The organism is Vagococcus humatus (assembly GCF_003950325.1).
In the GTDB taxonomy this organism is placed as follows: Bacteria; Bacillota; Bacilli; order Lactobacillales; family Vagococcaceae; genus Vagococcus_C; species Vagococcus_C humatus.
The window spans coordinates 98055-121886 of the sequence record NZ_PXZH01000001.1 but is presented as its reverse complement, the minus strand read 5'-3'; the positions used below and the strand labels follow the sequence as shown (position 1 = coordinate 121886).

Sequence of the window (23832 nt, the reverse complement as noted above, 5' to 3'; positions counted from 1 at the left end):
TAATAGTTTTTAAATAAATTCACTTAAAGAATAGATATATTATAACATTTTTAAAAGGATTTAACAGATGTAGTTGCTCTATTCAAAACAAAAAAACACAAAACAAAAGAAATTGTTTTGTGTTTCTTCTTATTTGTAGATTAAAGTGAACGGCTATAGTGAGAAACTTCTTCCACAATATCTGTTAAGAATTGCTCTACTAACTTAGACTCAGTTTCTTTACTATTATAACGACGAACATTTACTTCCCCTGCTTCTACTTCTTTATCCCCTACCACTAATTGATATGGAATTTTTTGAGTTTGAGAAGCACGAATCTTGTAACCCATTTTTTCATTACGATCGTCTACTTCAAAACGTAACCCTTTTTGTTCTAGTTGTTCTTTGATTTGATAAGCATACTCTGCATGATGTTCATTACTTACTGGAATAATAGTTCCTTGAACAGGTGCTAACCAAGTTGGGAAAGCTCCTTTGTAAACTTCAGTCAAGTAAGCCACGAATCGTTCCATAGTCGAAACAATTCCTCTATGGATAACAACTGGACGATGATTATTTTCTCCGTCTTCCCCAACATAAGTTAAGTCAAAACGTTCTGGCAATAAGAAGTCAATTTGGATAGTAGAAAGAGTTTCTTCAATCCCCATAGCTGTTTTAACTTGCACGTCAAGTTTAGGACCATAAAAGGCAGCTTCGCCTTCAGCTTCAATATAGTCAATGCCTGCTTCATCTGCAGCATCTCTAATCATTGTTTGAGCTTTTTCCCACATTTCATCATCATCAAAGTATTTTTCAGTATTTTCTGGGTCACGTAAACTTAAACGGAAACTATAATCAGTAATATTAAAGTCTTCGTACACGCCAGTCATTAAGTTTAATGTCCGAATAAATTCATCTTTAATTTGGTCAAAGCGAACAAATGTATGACCGTCATTCAGAGTCATTTCACGTACACGTTGTAAACCAGATAACGCCCCACTCTTTTCATATCGGTGCATCATACCAAGTTCTGCAATGCGAATAGGTAGTTCACGGTAACTGTGAACATCATTTTTATAAACCATCATATGGTGAGGACAGTTCATTGGACGTAAAACAAGCATTTCTCCGTCACCCATGTCCATTGGTGGGAACATATCATCATGGTAATGATCCCAGTGACCAGATGTTTTATATAGTTCAACATTGGCCATAATTGGTGTATACACATGTTGGTAACCTAAGCTGATTTCTTTGTCTACAATATAACGTTCAATTGTTCGGCGAATAGTAGCACCTTTTGGTAACCAGAATGGTAACCCAGAACCTACTTCACCATTTGTCATAAATAAATCAAGCTCTTTTCCGATTTTACGGTGGTCACGTTCTTTCATTTCTTCTCTAAAATCTAAATAAGCTTTCAACTCTTTTTTATCAAAGAAAGCTGTTCCGTAAACCCGTTGCATCATTGGATTAGTTGATTTTCCTCTCCAATAAGCACCTGCTACAGACAATAATTTAAACTCTTTGATTTTACCAGTAGATGGAACATGGACTCCTCTACATAAATCCATAAAGTCTCCTTGATCATAGACTGAAATAATTTCGCCTTCTGGTAATTCGTTAATCAATTCTACTTTGTAAGGATCTTCTTTAAACAAGTCTAGCGCTTCTGCTTTAGATACTTCTTTTCTAACAATCGGATTGTTTTCTTTAATGATTTTTTTCATTTCTGCTTCAATTTTAGGTAAATCTTCTTCAGAAATAGGATTTTCTCCGTTATCTGTGTCATAATAAAAACCATTTTCAATCGCAGGGCCTACACCAAAATGAATAGTTGGATACAAGCGGCGCATAGCATTAGCCATTAAGTGAGCAGTAGAATGACGTAAAATTTCTAGTGCATCTTCATGGTCTGGTGTAACAATTTCTAAGTTTCCATTTTGTTTAAGTGGTTGATGTAAATCAACTAACTCTCCGTTATATTTACCTGCTAAAGCTTTTTTAGCTAAACTTTTGCTAATGCCTTCAGCTATCTCAAAAACTGAAATGCCTTCACTAAATTCTTTTACTGCTCCATCTGGAAATGTTACCTGAATATTACTCATTAATTATTTCCCCTTCCTTATTTTTCAGATAAAAAAAAGCCCTAATGTCTAATATTAGACATTAGGACGAATTATCGTGGTTCCACCTAACATTAGAGTTATCTCCATAACTCCCTCATTCGTGTTAACGGTTCTTAACCGATTTAGTTTCAACTAAATACTCGAAAGTGGTCATCATTTGCACTATCTCAGGAAAATTTCAGCCATGTTTTCCCTCTCTAAAGAGATGTTGACAAAGTCAGGTGTCTTTCTCATCGTCAATCTTATTTGTATCTTTATATAGTATTTAAGCACGATTTGTCTATTTGTGCAAGTCATTGCCATTAAAATACAGGAAAATAACATCCACTACTGATCCTAACCTAGTTGTCATCACGACTCATTTGATTTATTTTCAATTGCTTTAAAGCCAATATCTGTTCTAAAATGACAATCTGGTAAAGAAAGAGTTCCGAGATAATCATACACTAGTTTTTGAGCTTCTTTGACTGTATGAGCTTTTGCCACAACCATAAAAATTCGCCCACCACAACTGATTAATTCTCCAGATTCAGCCACGTCTACTCCAGAAAAATAAACCTGTACGTTAGTCGTATGAGGAAAGTTTGGCAAAGGAATATGTTTCACATAGTTAGTATCTGGATATCCTTTAGCCGCTACTACCACCCCTAAAGAAATTTGATCTTGATACCACTCTATTTGAGGCGTTTCTCCTCTTAAAATAGTATCGATTACTTCCGCTAAATCACTAGACATTTGCTCTAAAATAACTTGTGTTTCAGGGTCGCCCATTCGAACATTAAATTCTATGACTTTAGGACCTTGCTCAGTAGCAATTAACCCCGCATACAAAACACCGGAAAAATCAATGCCTTCTGCTTTTAATCCTTGAATAGTTGGCTCTAAAACCTCTTTTGTTCCTCGGTCTATAACACTAGAAGGAATTTGCGGAACTGGACAATAAGCCCCCATTCCCCCAGTATTAGGACCAGTATCTCCGTTATAAACTTGCTTATGATCTTGAGAAATTTTTAACGGAAATATTTGACCGCGATGTACCAAAGCCAAATAAGAAAATTCTTCTCCCACTAAAAACTCCTCAACAATGACTTCTGCTGAACTTTCACCAAACTGATGATTGACTAGCATGTCAGTTAAAACTTTAATCGCTTCAGGCTCATCATTGACAATAACTACCCCTTTACCTGCCGCTAACCCATCTGCTTTAATCACTAAGGGATAGTTTTTCCCTGACACATAAGCCACTGCTTCATCTAATTGATTAAAACTAGCATAATCTGCTGTAGGAATCTGATACTTCGCCATAAAATCTTTAGCAAACCGCTTAGATCCTTCTAGCTGAGCACCGGCTTGATTTGGACCAAAAATAGCCAAGCCTTGTTGCTGAAAATAATCCACTATTCCTAAAACTAAAGGTTGTTCTGGACCAACAAATGTCCAACTGACTTGCTTTTCTTTAGCAAATTGAGCTAAACCGCTAAAGTCTAAGCTATCTATTGCAACAGACTGAATACCATCTCGGATCATTCCTTGATTTCCCGGGGCACAATATACTTGGCTCACTAAAGGACTTGCTAACAATTTTTTACAAATAGCGTGCTCACGACCACCATTTCCTACCACCAATATGTTCATTTTTTTTAGCTCCTTTTAGTGTCTAAAATGTCTTTGACCTGTAAAGACCATGGTTATCCCTAATTCATTCGCTTTATCAATTGACTCTTGATCTTTTAAACTGCCTCCTGGTTGAACAATTGCCTGAATACCGTGGGCTGCAGCGTAACTGACACAATCATCCATTGGAAAGAAAGCATCACTAGCTAAAACTACTTGACTTAAATCTGTTAATTGTTCTTCTGCCTGACTTACCGCAATTTTAACTGAGCCAATTCGGTTCATTTGTCCTGCTCCAATACCAACAGTTTGTTTATCAGTCGTTAAGACAATGGCATTACTTTTCACATGTTTAACTACTTTAAAGCCAAATTCTAGCGCTTGAAGTTGAGTAGAAGTTGGTTTTTTCTCAGTGACAATTTGCCAATCAGTTACATCAACTGAGCCTTGATCTTTCTCTTGAACTAATAAACCACCATCAATGGATACTAATTCTAAGTCATTAGCTAACTGATTTTCTTCAGTTTCTAATGGAACTTGGATTAACCGAATATTTTTCTTCTGTTTTAAAATCTCTAAGGCTTCATTAGAAAAGCTTGGTGCTAAAATAATTTCTAAAAAGATACTATGCATGTCTTCAGCTGTTTTAACATCAATTTCTTGGTTACAAGCAATAATTCCGCCAAAAATAGAAGTGCTATCAGCTTCATAAGCACGTCGGTAAGCTTCATAACCATCTTTTCCAATCCCTACACCGCAAGGATTCATATGTTTCACAGCGACTACTGCTGGCTTATTAAATTCTTTAACCATAGTTAAGGCTGCATTAGCGTCTTTTAAATTATTATAAGATAAAGATTTTCCGTGAAGTTGTGTTGCTTTAACTAATTGACTACTGTCTGCAAAAGGCTCTTCGTATAAACTAGCCTGTTGTTGACTATTTTCACCGTATCTTAGCGTTTCTTTTTTATCATAAGTTACCGTTAATTTATCAGGAAACTGTTCATTTAATTGAACTTGGAAATACCGACTAATTAAAGCATCATAACTAGCTGTATGTTGGAAGGCTTTATAAGCAAGACGTTTTCTAGTTTCTAGCTTAGTGTCGTTATAAGCCGTTAACTCTTCAATGACTTTTTCATAGTCCCTTGGATCACAAATCACTGTCACATCTTGGAAATTTTTAGCACCACTGCGTAGCATGCTAGGCCCACCAATATCTATTTGTTCAATCGCTTCTTCTGTGGAAATGTTAGGCTGAGTAACCGTTTCTTTAAAGGGATACAAATTCACACAAACAAAGTCTATCCACTGAATGTGATGCTGCTTTAATATTTTTTCATGGTCTAAATTATCTCGCTTACCTAAAAGACCTCCATGGATAGCGGGATGAAGGGTTTTAACCCGGCCATCAAGCATCTCTGGAAAATGAGTCACTTCTTCTATTCCAATAGTTGGAATCCCTAATTCCCTTAGATAAGTTTGTGTCCCTCCTGTAGAAATTATCTCTACTCCGTTGGCTACAAAAGCTTTCCCTAAAGTTTCAATATGTTGTTTATCTGATACGCTAATAAGTGCTCGTTTCATGAAAAAATCTCCTTTTTTAAAAATTAATCAGCTAAGACTTGGGCTAATACTTTCGGATACAAGTCATGTTCAACTTGATGAATTTTGGTTTCTAAAGTTTCTAATGTGTCATTTGGGGCAATCTTCACTTTTTTTTGAGCAATAATCGGCCCTGTATCAATGCCTTGATCCACAAAATGAATGGTCACACCAGTTTCCGCTACTTGACTGTCAAACGCATCTTGAATCCCTTGTCGTCCTGGAAATTGAGGTAACAAAGCAGGATGTATATTAATGATTTTTTGACTATAAGGCGTTAATAACGTGGTACCAATAATACGCATATAGCCAGCTAACACAATAAACTCCACCTTCTCTTGGGCTAGCTTTTCTAAAATAGCTCGTTCATAAGCTGCTTTAGAGGGATAGTCTTTTGGCTGAATCACATAAGTAGGAATCTTATACTGCTTAGCTCGCTCTATCACGTAAGCTTTGGGATTATCACAAATTAAACAGGCAATCCTGTGAGAATTTAAACAGCCAGTAGCGACTTCTTTCGCTAGTACCTCAAAATTACTCCCATTCCCTGAAGCAAAAATAGCTAACCGCATAAGTCCCCTCCTTAATTAGTTGTCTGAAAGACAATACTTTCAGTTTCTTTTGGTATCACTTGTCCTATCACATAATAAGGTTCTTGATGCTCCGCTAACACCTGACAAACTTCCGCTTGATTTTCTTTAGAAACAGCTAGTACCATACCAATTCCTAAATTAAAAATGCCATACATTTCAGATAATGTTAGCTTGCCGTATTGTTGTAACACACCAAAAATTGGCAAAATAGGCCAAGAGCCTTCGATAATCTGAGCCGCTAAGTGGTCAGGTAACATTCTGGGAATATTTTCAATAAAGCCACCACCTGTAATATGAGAAATACCTTGAATTAATTGTTTTTCTAATAAAGGTTTTAATGTTTCCACATAAATTTTGGTTGGCGTTAAGAGTTCTTCTCCTAAAGGTTTAGCTAGTTCTTCAAATTGATGATCATAAGAGAAATCATGATCTTTAAAGAAAATTTGTCTAACTAATGAAAAACCGTTAGAATGAACACCACTAGAAGGCAGTCCAATTAGAACATCTCCGGCCTGAATATTTTCTTTTTGAATTAATTGGCTTTTTTCTCCAATACCAACAGTGAAGCCAGCTAAATCATAGTGACCAGCTTGGTACATGTCAGGCATCTCTGCAGTTTCTCCGCCAATCAAAGCGGCGCCTGATTGCACACACCCTTCTGCAACACCTGCGACTAATTGTTCTACAACATCTGGCTTAACCTGACTAGTTGCAATGTAATCTAAAAAGAATAAAGGGGTAGCACCTTGGGCAATCACATCATTCACACACATTGCTACACAATCAATCCCAATAGTATGATGAATGCCTTGCTCAATGGCTAGTAATAATTTTGTTCCAACCCCATCTGTTCCAGAAACTAAAACCGGCTCCTGATAAGCAGCTTTCGATAAATCAAACAAGCCACCAAACCCACCTACTTCTGTTAAAACTTCTGGACGACTTGTCCGTTCTATGTGTTTTTTCATGCGTTTAACACTTTCATAGCCAGCAGTAACATCTACTCCTGATTTTTTATACGGATCCATTTATTTCCCTCCATTAATAAACAATTGTGATGTATCTTTTAATAAATTTGGCTCAAAAGAATAGGTTAAACTTGGATCATTAGACTCTTTCATGGCTTCTAAAAATTCTTCTTCATAGTCATAAAGTGGGGTTGGATAATCTCCTGTAAAATAAGAAAGACATAACCCACCGTCTGGATAGTCTGGATAAGGTTGACCAATACTTTCAGCCAAACCTGAAACACTTAAAAATTCTAAAGAATCTGCCCCAATTAGCTGGCGAATTTCTTCAATTGAATAATTAGCCGCAATCAATTCATCTCGTGAGCGAATATCTATTCCGTAGTAACAAGGAAATTTTAAAGGAGGAGATGCCACTCGGACATGCACTTCTTTTGCCCCTGCCTCTTTTAACAAGCCGACAATCCGTCTCATAGTAGTTCCTCTAACAATAGAGTCATCAATAACCACTACTTTTTTACCCGCCACTACTCCTCGAACTGCTGAAAGTTTCATTCTAACCCCTTGCTCTCTTAGCTCTTGCGAAGGTTGGATAAAGGTTCTAGCTACGTAACGATTTTTAATCAGCCCTAATTCATAAGGTAATCCAGCCGCTTCTGCATAGCCGATTGCAGCTGAGATACTTGAGTCTGGCACACCTGTCACTACATCTGCTTCTACGTAAGCTTCTTTAGCTAAAGTTTTTCCGCAGCGTTTTCTAGCCGCATGAATGTTAATCCCTTTAATGTTAGAATCAGGTCTGGCAAAATAAATGTACTCCATACTACAAATACTTGGACGAATGTCTTCTGTATAAGTATGAATGTGTAATCCTTGATCGTTGATTTGAACAATTTGTCCTGGTTCCACATCTTGAACAAAGGTTGCCCCAACAGTATCAAAAGCACAGGTTTCAGAAGCTACCACATAAGCTCCGTTTAACTGACCAATCGCTAAAGGTCTAAACCCATTAGGATCAAGAGCCGCATATAGACTGTCTTCTGTTAATAATAAATAAGCAAATCCTCCATGGACTTGATTTAAGGCAACTTTTAAATTATCTAAAAACTGGTCTTTGCCAGCACGTTTAATCAAATGAGCTAAAGCTTCTGTATCAGAAGTCGTTTGAAAAATAGCTCCTGTATCTTCTAATTCATGGCGTAAACTTTTCGCATTTGTTAAGTTACCATTATGAGCTAAGCCAAAAGAGCCTGTTTGAAAATGGAATAAAAAAGGTTGCACATTGGCTAAATCCTTTTGACCAGAAGTAGCATAGCGAACATGACCAATCGCAGCTTTCCCTGCTAATTTAGCTAACTTTTCAGTAGAAAAAACATCTGCTAAAAGGCCAAGATGGCGATACCCTTTTAAGGTTTCACCATCTGTTGAAACAATTCCTGCCCCTTCTTGCCCTCGATGCTGCAAACTATGTAACCCATAATAAGTCATCTCAGTGGCTTTGGGATGATTCCAAATGCCAAAAATACCACACTCTTCATTTAAGCTTTTGATTTCATTAAGCATGGAATAGCTCCTTCCCATAAATCTTTAAGTGTCGTAACAGATTCACTTAAACGTTGATCAGCCAACTGAATAGTTAACACAGGTTCTTCTGTTACTTGGCCTAAATGATAAAGCTTATCTTGTTCCATCATGGCTTCAAAAGCTTCTTTTTGGCTAGGATGAACAGATACTAGGAAACGAGACTGGGTTTCAGAGAACAAGTCACAAGCAGCATTTTCCCAGTTAACTTCACAGCCTAACCCTTTTTCAAAAGTTGCTTCAGCTAAAGCAACGCCTAAGCCACCTTCCGCTAAGTCATGAGCACTTGCCACATATCCTTTTTGAATAGCTTGTAATAGAAGTCTTTGACGTGTTTGTTCTTTAGTTAAATCTAAATCTGTTAACTGACCAAAAATTTGGCCTTCTAACATTTTTTGCAGTTCACTACCGTTAAAATCACTAGCGGTTTCACCAATCAGATAAATTTCATCTCCAGCTTGTTTAAAGCCTTGAGTTGTTACGGTTGCTATATCTTCTAGTAGTCCTACCATTCCAATAACTGGAGTAGGATAAATAGCTTGGCCACTTGTTTCGTTATATAAAGAAACGTTACCAGAAATAACTGGTGTAGTTAAAGTTTCACAAGCTTCTGCAATGCCTTCTGCTGCTTCCCATAATTCCCAAAAGCCTTCTGGTTTATCTGGACTACCAAAGTTTAAACAATCTGTAATGGCTAAAGGTTCTGCCCCACTACAAACAATATTTCTAGCTGCTTCAGCTACTGCAATTTTCCCACCAATTGCTGGATCTAAGAAAAGATAACGACCGTTACAATCCATCGTCATAGCTAAGCCTTTATTCGTTCCTTTAATTCTAAGAACAGCAGCATCACTACCTGGAGTCACCACTGTATTAGTTTTAACTTGGGCATCATAGGTTTGATAAAAACTTTTTTTAGATGCAATAGTTGGTTGCTGTAATAATTCTTTTAACGTAGCTAAAGGTTGAGTCACATTAGGTACATAAGCAGGCATTTCTTTAAATTGACTAATGCGAGCAGGTTCTTGTCTTGGTTTATTATAACTTGGAGCTTCTTCAGCTAAAGCATCTACTGGTAAATCTGCAACTAATTTTCCTTCATGATATAGACGGTACTGACCATCTGTTGTCACATGCCCAATTACTACTGCATCTAGGCCGTAACTTTCAAATAGTTCTTGTACCTCTTGTTCTGCCCCTTTTTTAATACAAAGTAACATCCGTTCCTGAGATTCAGACAACATCATTTCATAAGGCGTCATATTGGTTTCCCGCTGAGGTACTTGGTCTAAATTAAGCACCAAACCACTACCTGCTTTAGAAGCCATTTCCGAACTAGAAGAAACAAGTCCAGCTGCTCCCATGTCTTGAATCCCGACTAGGATATCCGCATGATGTCTAATTAATTCTAAACAAGCATCCATTAACAGTTTCTCCATAAATGGATCCCCTACTTGTACTGCTGAGCGCTGACTTTCTTCACCATCAACAAATTCCTCTGAGGCAAATGTTGCACCGTGAATACCGTCTCGTCCTGTTTTCGCTCCTACGTACATGACAGGGTTACCTTCCCCTTTTGCCTGACCTTTTTGAATGTCTTTATGCTCGATTAAGCCTACACACATAGCATTAACTAAAGGATTTCCTTGATAACATGGATCAAAGGCTACTTCTCCTCCAACTGTTGGAATACCAATACAGTTACCATAAAAAGAGATTCCTGCGACTACTTCTTCTGCAATATATTTCATTCTAGAGTCAGTTAATTCCCCAAAGCGTAAAGAGTCTAGCATAGCAATCGGTTCTGCTCCCATACTGAAAATATCGCGGATAATCCCACCTACACCAGTGGCTGCTCCTTGTAAAGGTTCAATCGCTGATGGGTGATTATGACTTTCTGCTTTAAATACAACCGCTTGATTGTCTCCAATATCGACAATCCCTGCCCCTTCTCCAGGTCCTTGTAAGACACGAGTACCAGAAGTAGGGAATTTTTTTAGCACAACTTTAGAATTTTTATAAGAACAATGCTCACTCCACATTACCGCAAATAGACCAGTTTCAGTGTAGTTAGGCATTCTTTTTAAAATTTTATCTTCAATTAACTGATATTCTTCTTGCGTTAGACCCCATTCTAAGTAAATTTGTTGCGTTTTAACCTCTTGTGGTGTTGGCTCTAAAACAGTCATTATACAGTCACCTTTCTCAAATGATTAATAATCGATTGGAAAAATTTTACTCCATCAGTGGAACCTAAAAGTTCTTCCATTGCTCTTTCTGGGTGAGGCATCATACCTAAAACATTGCCTGCTTCATTGGTAATTCCAGCAATATTTTCTAAACTACCATTAGGGTTTTCCCCTGCGTAAGTAAAGATAATTTGCTTATTCTCTTTTAACTGGGCTAAAGTTTCTTCGTCACAATAGTAATTGCCTTCCCCATGAGCGATTGGCAATTGAATACAAGTGTCTTTTTCGTAGGCATTTGTAAACATTGTTTCTGTTTGACATACGTTTAAAGGAATTGTGTCACAAACAAATTTCAACTGAGCGTTAGGTTTTAGCGCACCAGGTAACAGGCCTGCTTCTAACAAAATCTGAAACCCATTACACGTACCAAAAACTGGCTTACCTGCTTTTGCAAACTCAATGACTGCTGGCATAATATTAGAAAAACGAGCAATTGCACCGCATCGTAGATAGTCACCATAAGAAAAACCACCTGGTAATAACACCACATCATATCCTGCTAGACTGGTTTCATGATGAGAAACAAAGTCCACATCTGCTCCCATAACGGTTCCCACTGCATAATAAATATCATGATCACAGTTAGAACCTGGAAAAGTAATCACAGCAAATTTCACAGTTAGTTGACCTCCTTAATGTTATACCGATAAGTTTCTAAAATAGGATTAGCTAATAAATTTTTACATAGACTTTCCACTACTTCTTCAATAGGTTCTTCTGTTTTTTCAATGTTAATTTCAAAATACTTTCCAATTCGGACATCTTTTACTTGTTCAAAATCCAATCGGTGAATGGCATTTCTAACAGCTTCCCCTTGTGGATCTAAAATTGATTCTTTATAAGTGACAAATACTTCTACTGCGTACATCATTTATCTTCCTCCTAAAGGTTATTAATTCAGTTTCATCAAGCGATCAAAAACAATCTGATAGACATCTATTAAATTGCCTATATCTTTTCTATACACATCTTTATCAAATGATTGGCCAGTTGTTTGGTCCCAAAGTCTACAAGTATCTGGAGAGATTTCATCTGCTAATAAAATAGCACCTGTTTCAAGATCTCGGCCAAATTCCAACTTGAAATCTACTAAAGTCAATCCGATTTGACTAAATAACTCTTTAAGTAACTCATTAATGAGACGAGTTTGTTTTTTTATTTCCTGTATTTCTTCAGGTGTCGCTAATTGTAAAGCATGGATATGATCTTCATTCATCATCGGATCATTTAACTCATCGTTTTTATAAAAAAATTCCATAATAGGTGGTGTTAAGACTTTTCCTTCTTCTACATGAAATTTTTTCACAAAACTACCTGTTGCCAAATTACGCAAAACAACTTCTAAGGGAATAATCTGAACTTTTTTGACTAGTTGTTCCGTCTTTGAAAGTTGAGAAATGAAGTGACTAGCAACCCCTTGCTCTTTTAAGTAATTAAAAATAAAACTAGTGATTTGGTTGTTTAGCTCACCTTTCCCTACTATTTGATCTTTTTTTAAGCCATTTAACGCTGTGGCTTGATCCAAATATTCCACGTGAAGTACATTTTCTTGTTCAGTTTGGTATAACTTTTTAGCCTTGCCACTATACAATAAGTCTTGTTTATCCAAAATAATCCCTCCATGTTTTAAAAGCGAACATTATTACCACTTATATTTAAAATAGTTCGAGTAATATGTTGAATTTATCGTATCAATTGTTCTTTATTTTGTCAAAGTCAGCTAGAATACTTCTCATCATTTTCTCATGTATTGTTCGTGTTTTTTAAAAAATACTAAAAAAGAGCAGATAAAATCTACTCTAAATTCCATATACCCGAACTTTCAATCTGTTCTAAGGTGTGTTGCTTGTTATTCGTCAGCACGGTAACATGCCCCATTTTACGATTAAATTTTTCTGCCTCTTTACCATATAAATGAATATGCCATTGTGGATAACTTTCTAAATTCTCTAACATATTAGACACATGTTGTCCTAATAAATTCACCATCACTACTTCTGACAACAGATGAACCATTGGCAATGGTCGGTTACAAATACTTAACACATGTAAATCAAATTGAGAAAAGTCACAGGCTTCAATTGAATAATGACCAGAATTATGAGGTCTTGGCGCTAATTCATTAATGACGCATCTCTCTTCATCTAAAGCGAATAATTCAATTCCTAATATCCCTTCTAATTCTAAACTGGTAGCTAAAGCCACCCCTAACTTTTCTATTTTTTCACTTAAATCATGGGAAATTCTTGCTGGCACAATAGATTCATGTAAAATATTGTGCTGATGAATGTTCTCAGATATAGGTAACGTTACCACCTCACCGTTACGGTTACGACTAACCATAATAGAAACTTCCTTTTCAAACGGAATAAAAGCTTCTAATACACAAGTGCCTTGTTGTAACAAAGTAACCCCTTTAGACAAATCTGCTTTGTTAGTTAACACAACTTGACCATGACCATCATAACCACCTCGAGTAGTTTTCAGCACACTTGGTACACCTATTTCTTCTAGTGCTGCTTTTAACTCAGTTTCAGTCTGAACAATTTGATAGCTGGCTACTGGAAAACCATGGCTGGTTAAAAATTGTTTTTCTAACTCTCTATCTTGAGTAATTTCTAACAGGTTAGTTCCTTGAGGTAGTTTACCTAGTTGCTCTGCTTTTTTTAAGCTATCTGCATCCACGTTTTCAAATTCATAGGTTAATACTTCGCATCTAGCTAGCATGTCATCTACTGCCGCTTGTTGATCATAAGCTTGACAAATATGCCAATCAGCTACTTGACTAGCTGGGCAATTAGGACTAGGATCTAAAATTCCAACATTATACCCCATTTTTTTAGCAGAAAAAGCCATCATTCTACCTAACTGTCCACCACCAATAATGCCAATCGTAGCTCCTTTAGTCGGTAATACTTGATTCATATAACTCATGACTGTCCTCCATCACTTTATTCGCTAAGGCGATTCTATTAGCCACTAATTTCTCTTGTAGCGGCTGATTTTGAAGTCCTAATATTTGCAAAGCTAATAATCCAGCATTTTTAGCTCCTGAAGCACCAATTGCCACTGTAGCAACAGGTACACCTCCTGGCATTTGCACAATAGATAAAAGTGAGTCTACTCCGTTTAATGTTTTGGTTTGAATAGGCACACCAATGACTGGCAACACGGTTTTGGCTGCTACCATACCTGGTAAATGAGCAGCTCCCCCTGCTCCTGCAATAATCAATTGATATCCTTTCTCTCTAGCTTCTTCAGCAAATTGAAACATATAATCAGGTGTTCGGTGAGCTGAAACCACTAACTTATCATACCCAATCTGATACTCCTCTAAAACAAGACACGTTTCTTTCATTGTTTGCCAATCTGACGTACTTCCCATAATTACTGCTACTTGCTTATCCATCCAATGCCCCCTTTAAATACTTTTAGTGTAACAATAACCCTTTAACCCGTCAACACAAAATGCGAACTTTAAAAAATAACAACAAGTTATCGTTCGCTAAAAAAGCTACTACCTTAAAAAGATAGCAGCTTTTATCCTATAATTATCTAAATGCCCGTACAACATACATAATTCCTGTCATCATTAAATAGAGTCCTACTAAAAAAGATAGCGTTAAAGTAGAGACAATCGGATTACTTAACATCATCATTCCAATGACAATTCCTAACACACTTGTAATCAGGGTCAACCAATACAATGACCGATTAACCAATGATATCCAAGACAACTCAAACAATCCAAAAATAGAGTCTAATAAAAACCAAATAGCAAACACATAAGGAGCTAACATAATTCCTTGTGTCATATTAAATAAAAAATAAAGACCTAGTATAATGTCTAAGACACCAATGACTAACATTGGAGTTAACTTCAAACGAAAGAAACTATTCACCCAGCCTCTCAATACAATCATATAAATCCCTTTTAATAATACGGTAATTGTAAATAAGAAAACAATAATCCCGACATTAGTAGTAGGATCTGAGGTAAACGAGGCAATCGCTGCCACAACAAATAAAATACCTACGATTAAACTAGGCCAGTCAAATCTACGTTTTTCTGAATACATGTTCATCCCTCCTACTTAATCTACTTTTATTATACACCATTCTATAAAAAATACCTATTACATCTCGTTGTAATAGGTATTCTTTCATGATTAAGAAAGCTCTTGAAACATTTTTTGATAAATATCCCCTACAATAGGACCATAAATTAGTTGAAGACTTTGACCTATTTGGATGATTCCTTTAGAACCAGTTTGTGTTAATAATTCTTTATTTAAAGACTCAGGATTTTTAAGTGTGATTCTTAACCGTGTGGCACAATGTCCTAATTCTTCAATGTTTTCTCTACCACCTAAGCCAATTAATAAAGTTTCTATCCAGTCATGATCCACTGACAAAGAAGTTAGCGGATTAGAAGAATCATTAGTTTGACCAGGTACCTTTAATTGATAGAATAAAACTAACCATTTAGTTACTCCGTAGCTAACTATTGCAAAAGCTAAGCCTAATGGCAATACTAACAGATAATTAGTTCGCTGATTTCCTTGTAGTACACCAAACATCAAGAACTCAAAAATTCCTGCTGAAAAACTAGAACCAATCGTAATTTGACCAATAGCTGATACTAGAAAAGCTAAGCCAAAGAAAAAGACTTCTAGTACAAACAAAATAGGTGAAGTTAATAATAGGGTAAAACTTATCGGTTCAGTTACACCAGTTAATAGGCAGGTTATCAGCATAGGTAAGTAAAAACTACGAATTTTTTTTCGCTTAACATTAGGGTTAACACTCTTATACAAAGCAACACACATAGCAGGCAAAGTAAACAACATATGAATATAACGACCACTATTAAATAAAGCTAACTGTCCAAAAAAAGGTTCAGCAGAGTGGGTCTCTAATTGAGCTAAAAAAATTTGTTGAAATCCTTCCACTATTTTACCGTTAACCTCTGCAGTTCCACCTAAAGAAGTTGTCCAAAAAGGCAGATAAAACACATGGTGAATCCCAAAAATATACAACGTTCGTAAAATAATGCCGTACACAAATGAGCCCATAATCCCCATTTTTCCAATTAATAACCCTAATGCGACTAATAACCCATTTAAACTAGGCCAAACGCCTGTCATTCCTTGACCTAATAGGGTCATCATTAAAATGGTTCCAATAAAAATGAGTCGAAAGTTTTCACACCATCTCCATTGAAATTGTTTCTTTAGCTGACTACAAATAAATTGGATAAATACAATTCCTAACCCTACAATCCAACCAGATAATACTCCCATTTCTAAGGTAATTATGCCAAAACTAGTCCCTAATCCTAGCTGTCTAAGATTCATATCTGAAGGAATCGGTAAAACTTGCTGAATGTTGAGACTAGCATGAATAGCTCCGTGAAAACTAAAAAAACTAACCACTGCTAATAAACTCATTTTTTCTTTATCATAATTGGTTAAACCCGTCGCTAAACTGATTGCAAACAATAAAGGTAATGTCTGGAAAATACTAGACCCTACCCCGCGGCAGATGACAAACAGCTGTTGAATTCCTGACTGTTGCAATCTCTCCCAATGAGATGTTTGGCCAACTGAAGCAAGTCCCATTAATAACCCAGCAATCGGCATCATGCTGATTGGCAAAAATAATGCTCGTCCCATTTTATGTAAAAAACCAAAAAAGCGTTTATTCACCAGTCTTTTTCCTTTCTATTTATGATACTTACAAGTTATTTTATAATAAAAAAATAAAAAATAGAAGATTTCTCTCCTATTTTTTTCGAATAATATTTAACTGCATATAATTAGGATTCGTAAATAATCGAGTAAAATCAATTATCTGACCATTTTCCAAATAAGTAGTAGAATCAATTTGAATAACTGGTTCTCCAATTTGAACCCCTAAAATTTGAGAAAGATGATTATTGGCTAAAATAGGAAATAATTGTTGTTCCACATAATCAATTTCCATCCCTAGACTTGTTTCAATAAAATCATACTTAGAGGTCATTAACGTGTTCACCGTTAAATCTGGAAATTGAGCAACGCTTAAATACGTTTGTTCTAAAGTCACAGACATTTCATCTGCTTTTCTTAGTCGCTCAAAGTAATAAACTGGTTCATTTTCATCCACTGCTAACTTTTGGCTAACTAGTGGGGTAGCTTCTTTTAACTGAAACTCCAATAATTCAGTTGAAGCTGACTTTCCTAACCGTTTCATCTCTTCGGTAAAACTTTCCACTTCATTATCATGCTGAATTCGTTCAAAGCCTGATACAAAGGTTCCTTTGCCTGGGGTTCTTTCCACTAACCCTTTTGCTACTAGATTTCCCAAGGCTTGTCTAACTGTTGCACGGGAACAATTATAGCTAGCAGCTATTTCATTTTCAGTGGGAATCATGCCTTGTTTAGGATATTCACCACGTAAAATTTTGGCCTCTATATTTTGTTCGATTTCTTTGTACTTTGACAATTGCTTCATTACAACTTAAACTCCTCACTCCACAAAACTACCTATACCTATTTTTATATAGTGACTGAAAAAAAACAGATAGTCAAGCATATTCTCTTTATTTTCAGCCATTAATCTTCTATATAATATAAAAGAATCTCCCTAACAAAAAAACAACCACAAACAAACCCACTAGTTGAAAAAGCTTCTTTCATACTAACAAATAGAAAGGCACTTTAGGATTTTCTAACCCTTCATAAAATTGTATTAAAGATTGCTGAGGTAACGTATTTCTTCGGTCAATACCATCAAATAAACAAGCATTGGTATTCACCGTAATTCTAATTTGTTCAATCCCTTGGCTCATAGCATATTCTTGAATTTTTTTAATATAATAAGTAGCAATACCATGCTGTCTTAAATGCGCTTGATGAATATAAACCAACTCAATTTTTAATGTGTTTTTTTTATATAAATAATTAACACTATTGGGAAAATCTACAAAACCAATTGAAACTAAAGCTTCCTGGGTCTCTAAATCGTATAAACAAAATTTAGCCCCGTAATCATCTGCATAATAGTCTGTAATTTGAGGGGACTTAATATCAAAATCATCGAATTTATAAACAATTTGTTTTCCTTCAAAAGCATCAATGGCTGGCAAGGGCCAACTATTAATTAAGGCTTTAAAATCTTTCATTTACTAGGACTCCTACATTTATTCTTTATTTTACAATCAATTGAACAATTATTCACACATAACTAGCATTATACTACATCTGTTGTTGTTTTAATTGGATTTCTTATACATTACAATCTAATATGTGTATGAATTATCGCTAATAAGTTACTTATCAAGGTTAGTAAAACGTTTTAACTATTAAAAAAAAACAAAAAAAGAACAAAAGAAAGCGGAAACTTATTTTTTTAGGCATTATGTTAAAAAAATTATCACTAGATTTCTAGCATATGTACCATTATTTTCTTAGTTAATTAAGTCTTTCACGAACTGTGACTACTTAGCTTTAAGCACAGAAAAAAACAAAAAAAATTGTCCTCGTTTGTTATGAAAGGATGTAGCAAGTCTTTGATCCATTTATCCTTTCATTTTTAGAGGACAAGCCTTTTAACTGGCATATACTAAGGAAAGTAGGGGATTTGAACCCCTGCACCGTTTTAACAACGGTTCGACGGATTTCGAGTCCGTTGCATTACCACTCTGCCAACTTTCCAACTACCTCACGTATTTTATCACAATTTTTAATTTTTTCAATAATAAATAACTAATTTTATTTTATTTCTCATAGATTTATTTTTCATCCATAAGTATTTTAGTTTAGTCATTCCATTCTACTTTAAAATGTTTTATACTGTTTTTAACTTAATTAGACAGGAGTTATTTTATGAAAACAAAATCTTTGGACTATCTAGCCATCTTATTTGGAACCAGTTTATACGCTTTTTCCATCACTACCATCAATCTACCAAATCAATTAGCTGACGGAGGAGTAACAGGGATTGCCCTTATTTTAAAAAATCTTTGGAATTTACCACCTAGTTTAACCACACTAGCTATGAATCTTCCTCTTTTAGTTATTGCCTATCTTTTTTTAGGACAAGCTTCGATTTTAAAAACTATCTTTGGCATTTTCTCCCTTTCAGCTTGGCTTTCTATCTGGGGAAGTCTTCCTTTGTCCTTCTCTCTTCCTAGTTTGTTGATTGCTAGTCCACTAACAGGTGTTATGTCTGGTATCGGCTGTGGTCTTGTCTTTAGAGCTGGAGGAAGCACTGGAGGTACTGATGTTATTTATCAATTATTAGAAAAATATCGGCAAATAAAAATCGGCACTAGCCTATTAGTTATCACATCCCTTATCCTTGTTCTCTCCCTGTCCTATCTTGACATGAAACACTTTTTCTACACATTACTTAGTTGTTGGATTTTTTCTCGGACAATTAACGCAGTGAAATACCTAGATTTTAATGCTATTCTCTCTCGTTAACTATTTCCCCTAAAAGCTAATTCCTTAGTTTTTAGGTTTATTTTTTCATAAAAGGTTCCTTTTGAGTTATAATGTATGTAACTAAAAGAAAAGGAGGTAATGATTATGTCTCGTTCAGAGAAACTGCCGACTAAGCGAATAATTGACCGAGAAGAGCATCAATCTCGTGTAGAATTTGCGGAGATGTTAGAAGCAATTGCTACCAAACTAAAAGATGAAGGCGCTTTTACCTTGGTAGAAAATGGCAAAGAAACGGTGATTAGTCCTAGTGATTCATTAAAAGTCGAATATTCCTATGAAGTAAAGGGAGATAAACACTCCTTTGAAATTGAGTTCGATTGGTACACTGGGGAAAAAGAAACAGGGTCATTCACAATTAAATAGAACCAAACAAAAAAGCATTCAATTTCTTGAATGCTTTTTTTGAGGACTAATCGATAGTTACCGATTATAATCGTTCGTTTAATTCTTTAGCTAATTCTTCAAAACCTGGTTTACCTAATAAAGCAAACATGTTTTTCTTGTATGCTTCTACTCCTGGTTGATCAAATGGGTTTACGCCGTTTAAGTAACCAGAAATACCACAAGCAATTTCAAAGAAATACATTAAGTAGCCTAATGTAAATTCATTTTGTTCAGGAATTGTAATCACAAAGTTAGGAACATCTCCGTCTGTATGAGCTAATAATGTTCCTTGGAAAGCTTTAGTATTAACAAAATCCATGTCTTTTCCTTGTAAGTAACCTAAGCCATCTAAATCTTTATCAAGACTTGGAATAGTAATCGTTTTACGTGGTTTATCTAATTTAATCACGGTTTCAAAAATATTACGACGACCTTCTTGAATATATTGACCTAAAGAATGTAAGTCAGTAGAGAAATTCGCACTGGATGGGTAAATTCCTTTTTGATCTTTACCTTCTGATTCTCCAAATAATTGTTTCCACCATTCAGAGAAATATTGAAGAGATGGTTCGTAGTTGATTAGTAATTCTGTTACTTTTCCTTTACGGTAAAGAATGTTACGGAAAGCAGCATATTGATAAGCGGCATTATCTTCTAGTTTATCATTAGCAAAATCTTTTCTAGCTTGACTAGCACCTAACATCAATTGCTCAATATCTGCTCCACTTACAGCGATTGGTAATAAACCTACAGCTGTTAAAACAGAATAGCGGCCACCTACATCATCTGGAATGACAAATGTTTGCCAACCTTCAACATCTGCTTCTTCTTTCACTGCTCCTCGAGCTTTATCTGTTGTAGCATAAATACGTTTGTTTGCTTCTTCTTTTCCGTATTTATCAATTAATAATTCTTTAAACACTCTAAAAGCAATCGCTGGTTCAGTCGTTGTTCCTGATTTAGAAATCACATTAACAGAAAAATCACGTTCCCCAATGACTTCGATTAAATCAGCTAAATAAGAGGAACTAATGCTGTTTCCTGCAAAGAAAATTTGAGGGACTTGACGTTGATCTTGAGGTAATACGTTATAAAATGTATGATTTAGAAAATCAAGAGCCGCTTTTGCTCCTAGGTAAGAACCACCTATCCCAATTACAACTAAAACCTCTGAATCTGATTGAATTTTTTTAGCCGCTGCTTGAATACGAGAAAATTCTTCTTTATCGTAATTTTCTGGTAAATCAACCCAGCCTAAGTAATCACTTCCCGCTCCTTTACCTTCGCGTAATAATTCATGAGCTGCGGAAACTTGGCTTTGCATAAACCCTAATTCTTGTTCACCAATAAATGTTCCTACCACTTTTGAATAATCAAATTGAATGTGTGTCATTCTAGTTCCTCCTAAAGTTTATTCTTTCACTTAATACTTTACGGTTTTTTTCTTATTTTTTCAAGTTATCTTAAAATTTTCAGTAATATTTACACTAATCCCTGACTCATCATAGCTGTAATAACTTTTTCTACCCCTGCGATATTCGCTCCTGCTAAAAAGTTTTGTTCCATTCCATACTTACTAGCAGTATCTCGGCATGTTTCGTAAATGTGAGTCATAATTTCTTCTAACTTATCATCTACTTCTTCTTTGCTCCAAGGCAAACGTTGAGCGTTTTGACTCATTTCTAAAGCCGAAACAGCCACTCCTCCAGCATTGGCTGCTTTTCCTGGACAATATAAAATACCCTGTTCTTCATAAAAATGAACCGCTTCTAAGGTTGTAGGCATATTCGCCCCTTCTGCTACAATTTGAACCCCGTTTTTAGCTAAGTTTTTAGCTAACTCTAAATTAATTTCATTTTGCGTTGCACAAGGTAAAGCAATATCTACAGCTGTGGACAGTTCCCAAATGGAGTGATTTTCCTCATAAACTGCTGTTGGTTTATAAGTGAGATATTCACTAATTCTACCTCGTTGCTGCTCTTTAATTTGTTTCACAACGTCTAGGTCAATACCATTTTCATCGTAAACATATCCATTAGAATCAGAACAAGCTAATACAATACCACCTAATTGAATAACTTTTTCCATGGCATAAATCGCCACATTCCCACTACCTGAAACTAGAACTCGTTTACCTTTAAAACTATCTTTCATGTCTTTTAAAAGTTCTCTAACAAAGTAAACCAAACCATAACCTGTTGCTTCTGTTCTTCCTAGACTACCCCAATAGGCTAAAGGTTTACCTGTTAAAACGCCAGCATCATATTGAGCAAGACGTTTATATTGACCAAATAAATAACCAATTTCTCTAGCTCCTACCCCAATATCTCCAGCAGGAATATCTGTATTAGGGCCAATATATTTATGCAGTTCTGTCATAAAACTTTGGCAAAAACTCATAATTTCAGCATCAGATTTTCCTTTAGGATCAAAGTCACTGCCGCCCTTACCCCCGCCAATTGGTAACCCAGTTAGACTATTTTTAAAAATTTGTTCAAAGGCTAAAAACTTCATAATACTTTCATTAACAGTCGGGTGAAATCTTAAACCACCTTTATAAGGACCTAGAGCGGAATTATACTGAACTCGAAAACCAGTGTTTACTTGCCACTTTCCTTGATCATCTTGCCAAGGGACTCTAAATTTAATCAATCTTTCCGGTTCAAGTAATAAAGCTAACACGTTACGCTCTACAATCTCTGGATGAGATTCTAGATACGGATAAATCGTTGGCAAAAATTCATGAATGGCTTGGAGATACTCCTCTTGCCCACTGTTTTGTTTTTCTATATGGGCAACTAATTGATCCAAATATCCTTGTACTTGTGTCATGGTGCTCACTCCTTTTTTCTACTTTCTTCATTATAATCAGTTTTTTCAGAAAAGAACAGAAAAAGTATGTTACACTGTGAATACTAAAAGTTAGGAGGCAACAAATGGATGCAGATGTAATCGTGATTGGTGCAGGAACTAGTGGCATGATGGCAGCCATCTCTGCAGCTAAACATGGCGCAAAAACTATTTTAATTGAAAAAAATAAAAAAGTAGGTAAAAAACTCTTATTAACAGGTGGAGGACGGTGTAATGTTACTAATAACCGAGAACCTGAAGATATCATTAAACATATTCCTGGTAATGGGAAATTTCTATATAGTGCTTTTTCTCAGTTTAATAATTATGACATTATGACTTTTTTTGAAGAACAAGGGGTTCATTTAAAAGAAGAAGATCATGGTCGCATGTTTCCTGTGACAGATCGCTCTAAAACCATTGTCAATGCTTTATGGGAAACCATTCAGCAGTTACCTATTCAAGTCTTTACAGGAACCACTGTCAAAAAAATACTGGCTGAAGAAAAAAATATACAGGGAGTTATTCTAGATACTAATGAACGACTGTTAGCTCCTTGTGTTATTATCTCTACCGGAGGAAAAACTTATCCTCAAACTGGCTCAACAGGAGATGGATACCGTTTTGCTAAAAAATTAGGACATACTGTTACCCCTTTATTTGCAACTGAGTCTCCTCTTCTTTCTTCTGAAGACTTTATTCAAGAAAAAAGATTGCAAGGCTTGGCTTTACAAGATGTTGCACTTAGCGTGTTACAGCCTGCTACAGGGAAAAAAGCTGTCACTCACAACATGGATCTTTTGTTTACCCATTTTGGCCTATCAGGTCCTGCTGCTTTACGCTGTAGTGCTCACGTGCAACACTTGCTAGACTCTCATCCTCAAGTGACTATGGAGCTAGATGCCTTACCTAAACAAACAGTCTCACAAACTAATCAACAACTGCTCCAATTACAACAAGAGCAAGGAAAAAAATCAGTAAAAAATGGGTGGCGACATGTATTACCTGAGAGGTATCTACTATTTTTATTAGAACAAGCTGATATAAAAGAAGATATGCCTCTTCAAACCTTATCTCATCAAATGATTGAACAGTTTAGTCGCTTAGTTCACCAGTTTCAATTTACTGTCTATAAAACTTGGCCAATTGAGCGCTCCTTTGTAACAGGTGGAGGGATTTCCTTAAAAGAAATTACCCCTCAATCTATGGAAAGTAAATTAGTCCAAGGTCTCTTTTTTACTGGAGAAGTATTAGACATTAATGGGTACACAGGAGGCTTCAACATTACCGCTGCTTTTGTGACTGGCTATGTAGCTGGAAAACACGCCAGTGATATTGCTTCTTATTATCACTTTTAACTGGTAATTATTTGTTTTTTTATTTCGATTTAC

At 35.8% G+C, this 23832-nt stretch carries 20 protein-coding genes, 1 tRNA gene and 1 pseudogene; 3 read left to right on the top strand and 19 right to left on the bottom strand.

The window, feature by feature from the left end; genetic code table 11:
- Positions 1-140: 140 nt before the first annotated feature.
- The 17 genes and pseudogenes from thrS to C7P63_RS00555 all read right to left on the bottom strand — a co-directional run bounded on the left by thrS (position 141) and on the right by C7P63_RS00555 (position 18415).
- Positions 141-2087 carry a threonine--tRNA ligase gene (gene thrS, locus C7P63_RS00635; protein WP_125942227.1) on the bottom strand — a complete coding sequence of 649 codons (1947 nt, stop codon included), beginning with the start codon at positions 2085-2087 and terminating at the stop codon, positions 141-143.
- A gap of 372 nt (positions 2088-2459) precedes the next feature.
- The gene (gene purD, locus C7P63_RS00630; RefSeq protein ID WP_125942226.1) at positions 2460-3743 is read right to left on the bottom strand and encodes a phosphoribosylamine--glycine ligase; all 1284 of its coding nucleotides are present in this window, start codon (positions 3741-3743) and stop codon (positions 2460-2462) included.
- A 15-nt stretch (positions 3744-3758) separates the two neighbouring features.
- Positions 3759-5309 carry a bifunctional phosphoribosylaminoimidazolecarboxamide formyltransferase/IMP cyclohydrolase gene (gene purH, locus C7P63_RS00625; RefSeq protein WP_125942225.1) on the bottom strand — a complete coding sequence of 517 codons (1551 nt, stop codon included), beginning with the start codon at positions 5307-5309 and terminating at the stop codon, positions 3759-3761.
- A gap of 23 nt (positions 5310-5332) precedes the next feature.
- Positions 5333-5899 (bottom strand): phosphoribosylglycinamide formyltransferase, encoded by a 567-nt coding sequence (purN, locus tag C7P63_RS00620; protein ID WP_125942224.1) that lies wholly within the window; start codon positions 5897-5899, stop codon positions 5333-5335.
- A gap of 11 nt (positions 5900-5910) precedes the next feature.
- The gene (gene purM, locus C7P63_RS00615) at positions 5911-6948 is read right to left on the bottom strand and encodes a phosphoribosylformylglycinamidine cyclo-ligase (RefSeq protein ID WP_125942223.1); all 1038 of its coding nucleotides are present in this window, start codon (positions 6946-6948) and stop codon (positions 5911-5913) included.
- Between the two features lie 84 nt (positions 6949-7032).
- Positions 7033-8451: pseudogene (gene purF, locus C7P63_RS00610) on the bottom strand (amidophosphoribosyltransferase); the annotation flags it as partial.
- Complete coding sequence (gene purL / locus C7P63_RS00605; RefSeq protein ID WP_279386782.1) at positions 8427-10658, bottom strand: phosphoribosylformylglycinamidine synthase subunit PurL; 2232 nt, start codon at positions 10656-10658, stop codon at positions 8427-8429. The pseudogene purF and the gene purL, both read right to left, overlap by 25 nt.
- On the bottom strand, positions 10658-11335 hold the full coding sequence (gene purQ, locus C7P63_RS00600; RefSeq protein ID WP_125942220.1) for a phosphoribosylformylglycinamidine synthase subunit PurQ: 678 nt from the start codon (positions 11333-11335) through the stop codon (positions 10658-10660). The genes purL and purQ overlap by 1 nt, the downstream gene beginning before the upstream one ends.
- A gap of 2 nt (positions 11336-11337) precedes the next feature.
- A complete protein-coding gene (purS, locus tag C7P63_RS00595; RefSeq protein WP_125943043.1) occupies positions 11338-11586 on the bottom strand; it encodes a phosphoribosylformylglycinamidine synthase subunit PurS in 249 nt (82 codons plus the stop codon).
- Positions 11587-11610: 24 nt separating this feature from the next.
- Positions 11611-12327, bottom strand: a complete 717-nt coding sequence (gene purC, locus C7P63_RS00590) for a phosphoribosylaminoimidazolesuccinocarboxamide synthase (RefSeq protein ID WP_125942219.1) — start codon at positions 12325-12327, stop codon at positions 11611-11613.
- A 185-nt stretch (positions 12328-12512) separates the two neighbouring features.
- Complete coding sequence (gene purK, locus C7P63_RS00585; RefSeq protein ID WP_125943042.1) at positions 12513-13643, bottom strand: 5-(carboxyamino)imidazole ribonucleotide synthase; 1131 nt, start codon at positions 13641-13643, stop codon at positions 12513-12515.
- Positions 13621-14127, bottom strand: a complete 507-nt coding sequence (gene purE, locus C7P63_RS00580) for a 5-(carboxyamino)imidazole ribonucleotide mutase (protein ID WP_125942218.1) — start codon at positions 14125-14127, stop codon at positions 13621-13623. The genes purK and purE overlap by 23 nt, the downstream gene beginning before the upstream one ends.
- Before the next feature lie 142 nt (positions 14128-14269).
- On the bottom strand, positions 14270-14797 hold the full coding sequence (locus C7P63_RS00575; protein WP_243640774.1) for an HdeD family acid-resistance protein: 528 nt from the start codon (positions 14795-14797) through the stop codon (positions 14270-14272).
- Positions 14798-14887: 90 nt separating this feature from the next.
- Positions 14888-16426: a PTS transporter subunit EIIC gene (locus tag C7P63_RS00570; protein WP_125942216.1), complete on the bottom strand. Its 1539-nt coding sequence runs from the start codon at positions 16424-16426 to the stop codon at positions 14888-14890.
- 76 nt (positions 16427-16502) lie between these two features.
- Complete coding sequence (locus tag C7P63_RS00565; RefSeq protein ID WP_125942215.1) at positions 16503-17213, bottom strand: GntR family transcriptional regulator; 711 nt, start codon at positions 17211-17213, stop codon at positions 16503-16505.
- 181 nt (positions 17214-17394) lie between these two features.
- The gene (locus tag C7P63_RS00560) at positions 17395-17883 is read right to left on the bottom strand and encodes a GNAT family N-acetyltransferase (RefSeq protein WP_125942214.1); all 489 of its coding nucleotides are present in this window, start codon (positions 17881-17883) and stop codon (positions 17395-17397) included.
- Positions 17884-18326: 443 nt separating this feature from the next.
- Positions 18327-18415: transfer RNA gene (locus C7P63_RS00555), tRNA-Ser, on the bottom strand.
- A 171-nt stretch (positions 18416-18586) separates the two neighbouring features.
- Here C7P63_RS00555 and C7P63_RS00550 point away from each other — a divergent pair.
- Positions 18587-19186: a YitT family protein gene (locus tag C7P63_RS00550; protein ID WP_125942213.1), complete on the top strand. Its 600-nt coding sequence runs from the start codon at positions 18587-18589 to the stop codon at positions 19184-19186.
- Positions 19187-19291: 105 nt separating this feature from the next.
- The gene (locus C7P63_RS00545) at positions 19292-19570 is read left to right on the top strand and encodes an amphi-Trp domain-containing protein (RefSeq protein ID WP_125942212.1); all 279 of its coding nucleotides are present in this window, start codon (positions 19292-19294) and stop codon (positions 19568-19570) included.
- 64 nt (positions 19571-19634) lie between these two features.
- Here the strand turns inward: C7P63_RS00545 and C7P63_RS00540 are convergent, their stop codons facing one another.
- Both C7P63_RS00540 and gdhA read right to left on the bottom strand, forming a co-directional pair.
- Positions 19635-20984, bottom strand: coding sequence for a glucose-6-phosphate isomerase (locus C7P63_RS00540; RefSeq protein ID WP_125942211.1), 1350 nt, complete (start codon positions 20982-20984; stop codon positions 19635-19637).
- An 89-nt stretch (positions 20985-21073) separates the two neighbouring features.
- Positions 21074-22423 (bottom strand): NADP-specific glutamate dehydrogenase, encoded by a 1350-nt coding sequence (gdhA, locus tag C7P63_RS00535; RefSeq protein ID WP_125942210.1) that lies wholly within the window; start codon positions 22421-22423, stop codon positions 21074-21076.
- Between the two features lie 104 nt (positions 22424-22527).
- On the opposite strand from gdhA, the gene C7P63_RS00530 reads away from it, so the two are divergent.
- Positions 22528-23799 (top strand): BaiN/RdsA family NAD(P)/FAD-dependent oxidoreductase, encoded by a 1272-nt coding sequence (locus C7P63_RS00530; RefSeq protein WP_125942209.1) that lies wholly within the window; start codon positions 22528-22530, stop codon positions 23797-23799.
- The last annotated feature ends 33 nt before the right edge of the window (positions 23800-23832 follow it).